This is a genomic window from Paenibacillus sp. 01T422, assembly GCF_056398785.1.
Map to the genome: position 1 here is coordinate 1 of NZ_JBFTQB010000655.1, position 3,764 is coordinate 3,764.

Genomic DNA, 3,764 nt, shown 5'->3' on the forward strand with positions numbered 1-3,764 from the left:
GTAGTATATTTCCCCATATTATTATACTTAGTATACAAACGTTTTTTACTGACCTGTTTGTATCAGCAATTGTCATACTATTCTTGCTTTTCTGAAGGAGGTAACAGTATGTATCGGAGCAGTAAAAAAATGTTATCCATCTCCACCTGTGTCTTGTGTGCATCCATGTTATTCGGTTGTTCAAAGGGGACTGAAACGACAAACACCACTGCCAGTACGACGACCCCGGCAGCAACTAGTGCAGCTACGGCTGCGGCAAAGGAAACGAAAGCACCCGATGCCGCAAAAAAAACCATCACCATCACATATAGAGACGATGGTACTGGTGAAAACGGAACGCTTTTCAAATGGTTCAAAGATGTGGCTGCCAGCTATCCGAACAAAGATGTCATCATCAAGCAGACGCCGATCCAGGCTTCTGAGGGCGACTATTTCGCAAAAATTGCGCTAGCCCTCAAATCCAAAGACACAGCACCGGATATCGTTACAGAAGACACCTTCATGTTAAACTCCGATGCCAGCGCCGGCCTTTTGTCTCCTTTGGATGACAAACTAAAAAGCTGGACCGACTGGACAAATGGTTCCTTCATCGAAGCGATGAAAAAAGGGGTAACAGCCGCCGACGGTAAAATTTACGGCGTACCGTATAACACGGACTCCCGGGGCCTCTGGTACAACAAGCAAATTTTCAAACAATCCGGACTGCCTGAAGATTGGAAACCAAAAACTTGGGATGAAGTCTTGAGCGCAGCAAGAACAATTAAGGAAAAAGCAGCCAAGGACGTTGTACCTTTCTGGATGAATATGGGTAAAGCAACTGGCGAAGCGACTTCCATGCAAACTTACGAAATGCTGCTTTACGGAACGGGCGAAAGACTTTACGATGATTCGAGTTCGAAGTGGACCGTTAAAAGTCAAGGTATTTTGGATGCGCTTTCATTCGTTGAAAGCATTAACAAAGAGAAACTTGGTCCTCCTCTTTCCAAAGTATTGAACGGCCAAGCGGGCAATTCTTCTGCTCGCGAATATTTGCCAAAGGGCAAACTCGGCATCTCCTTGGACGGTTCCTGGATTGCAGGCAACTATTTGCCGAATGGTGCTGCTCCATGGCCGGAGTATAAAGATGTTCTGGGCTTTGCTCCAATGCCGACAAGTAAAGGCCAAGCGCCAGGTTCCATTACTTTAGCTGGTGGATGGGCGCTGGCTGTTCCCGCTAACGCTCAGCACAAAGACGAAGCTTGGGACTTCATCAAATACGCACTTAACAAAGGAAATACGCAAAAACTTGTAACTGCAAGCGGTAACATTACGGTTCGGGCGGACGTCGCAAAAGATCCGGGTTATACGCAAATGCCATTTAATGAAATTGCTACCGATTATTTAAAAAATGCGGAGTTCAGACCTGCTCGTGACAAATATCCAGAAGTATCCACACAAATTCAGTCTATGGTTGAATCTGTGGCTTCAGGCACCTCACCTGCCGATGCGATGAAGAAGTATCAGCAAGACGTAACCCGTATTGTTGGAGAAGATAAGGTCAGCGTGAAGTAATGGCAACACCTTGCCCTGGCGGCCTATTCGAGAATAGGGGCCAGGGCAAGCCCAGTTTACCCCACTATCAGCAGGGAGAAAGGAGAGAACTAAGATGAGCGGTACGGCAATCCCGGTAACATCCAGAAAAACGTACACATGGCTGTATTTTTTATTCCCTTCGTTGGCCGTTATGCTAGTTTTCTTCGTCTATCCGATCTTACTAACGTTTTTCTACTCATTTACAAACTTGGCATTGACCGGAGAATCAGCAAAGCAGCTGAAATTCGTTGGTTTTGACAACTATGTCCGCATGTTTGCGGATCCAACCGTTAGAATCAGTATCTGGAACACATTAATTTTCCTGATCGGCTCAGCTGTCATCGGCCAACAAGTGCTGGGGTTTCTGATCGCAATCTTGATGAAACGTAAAAATAAAACGTTCCGCCGTGTGATTGGAACGGTTGTTCTCGCCGGTTGGGTAACACCTGAAATTGTATGCGCATTATGTCTCTACAGCTATTTCGGCGACGAGGGTACGTTGAACGCCATCCTAAGTTCACTAGGCATACCGACGGTTACTTGGTTATTCACCGTTCCTATGCTCACGATTATTTTAGCGAACGTCTGGCATGGAACAGCCTTCTCTATGCTTGTGTTTCAAGCAGCACTTGACGATGTGCCCAAAGAAATTGAGGAAGCGGCGCTTGTCGACGGAGCATCACGTTGGAAGATTTTAACTTCCATTATTCTTCCCTATATTAAAGGAACGATTACTACCAATGCGATGCTGGTTACTTTACAGACATTAGGTGTTTTCGGCCTTATTTATGCGATGACCGGTGGGGGTCCAGGCACTGCAACAACGACCTTACCAATCTTTATGTATAACCAGGCCTTCATTAACTATCAGCTCGGTTACGGTACGGCGATTTCTTTATTGCTCTTGCTTCTGGGTATTGTGTTGAGTTTGTTCTATATTCGCACTTTAAAAGAGTAAAACCACAAGGAGAGTTCGTATGACTGAGACATACCGTAAAGTCGTTTATCGCACCTTGCCCTACGCAGCGCTCATTTTCATCGGCATTTGTTTCCTGCTCCCACTCCTATGGGTGCTAGTTGCCTCCGTGGATCCTAACGCCATGCAATCGCTTAAGGTCCCCAGCTCTTTGACAGCAGGCAACTATATCGATGTGATCACTAGTCGCGCGAACCAGCGCGCATTTCTAATAGGACTTATCATTTCGCTAGGTCAAGCTTTGATTGTCGTTATAATAGGTCTGCTGGCGGCTTATCCACTGTCTAGATATCAATTGAAGTATAAGAAGCCGTTCATGCTAACCATCTTATTTATGACCTCACTGCCCATCACAGCAGTTATGGTCCCTGTGTATCAATTGTTTTTGACATTAAAGCTTTATGACAATATCTTCGGCGTCATTCTTTTTAAAGTTGCCTCCGCCATGCCTTATGGTATCTGGATGCTCAAAAATTTCATGGATTCCGTACCTAACGAATTAGAAGAAGCAGCATGGGTGGACGGTGCGTCCATTCTCGCAGGAATCCGCAGGATCGTCACGCCACTTATGATTCCGGGAATATGCACGGTTGCCATCTTTACCTTCTCCGGAAGCTGGGGCAACTTTTTCGTTCCCTACATTCTCTTGAGTACGCCTGAGAAGTTCCCGGCCGCGCTTAAGCTGTATCAGTTCTTCGGACAGTACGGCATGGTGGATTACGGTAAATTGGCAGCTTTTTCTACGCTCTATGCCATTCCTTCAGTAGTCATGTATATTCTCTCACAGCAATTTATGTCCAAAGGTTTCGGCCTCCAAGGCGGGACCAAAGGGTAGCGTGAAAGCCTTTCGTGTTTCACTTAAGGTCGAGCGTAATCCAGCACCTAGCATACTAGAGTTCATTGATCGTTGGTTCAACGAATTAAGGCGTATCATACCGCGTGGTATGCTGCGCCTTAATTTTCGTATTATGGTAATTTCGTGTGATAAAATGATAATCGTTTGGAAGGAATTAGTAATTTTTGATAGAATAAATATGAAGATGATCTGGTAATAAATTTGTATACATAAGGTTATGATGTACAATAAAAGAAAAACAGCATTTCAGGGAGGAACTCCGTACATGAACAGGAAACAGATGGAACGAATTCGCACTGGGCAAGGGTTTATTGCAGCGCTGGACCAAAGTGGAGGGAGTACGCCAAAGGCACTGCAGCA

3 protein-coding genes and 1 pseudogene are annotated in these 3,764 nt (G+C 45.4%); all 4 read left to right on the top strand.

What is annotated here, in order from left to right; translation table 11 throughout:
- Positions 1-108 precede the first annotated feature (108 nt).
- On the top strand, positions 109-1,551 hold the full coding sequence (locus tag AC1DUA_RS28265; RefSeq protein ID WP_477502927.1) for an ABC transporter substrate-binding protein: 1,443 nt from the start codon (positions 109-111) through the stop codon (positions 1,549-1,551).
- 94 nt (positions 1,552-1,645) lie between these two features.
- On the top strand, positions 1,646-2,530 hold the full coding sequence (locus AC1DUA_RS28270) for a carbohydrate ABC transporter permease (RefSeq protein WP_477502928.1): 885 nt from the start codon (positions 1,646-1,648) through the stop codon (positions 2,528-2,530).
- Between the two features lie 19 nt (positions 2,531-2,549).
- Positions 2,550-3,383, top strand: a complete 834-nt coding sequence (locus AC1DUA_RS28275) for a carbohydrate ABC transporter permease (protein ID WP_477502929.1) — start codon at positions 2,550-2,552, stop codon at positions 3,381-3,383.
- Between the two features lie 286 nt (positions 3,384-3,669).
- Positions 3,670-3,764, top strand: a pseudogene (locus tag AC1DUA_RS28280) (fructose bisphosphate aldolase); the annotation flags it as partial.

What these genes read in the sequence shown, in the direction of transcription:
- AC1DUA_RS28265 (WP_477502927.1), top strand. Translation starts at nt 109, where the DNA reads ATGTATCGGAGCAGTAAAAAAATGTTATCCATCTCCACCTGTGTCTTG.
- AC1DUA_RS28270 (WP_477502928.1), top strand. Translation starts at nt 1,646, where the DNA reads ATGAGCGGTACGGCAATCCCGGTAACATCCAGAAAAACGTACACATGG.
- AC1DUA_RS28275 (WP_477502929.1), top strand. Translation starts at nt 2,550, where the DNA reads ATGACTGAGACATACCGTAAAGTCGTTTATCGCACCTTGCCCTACGCA.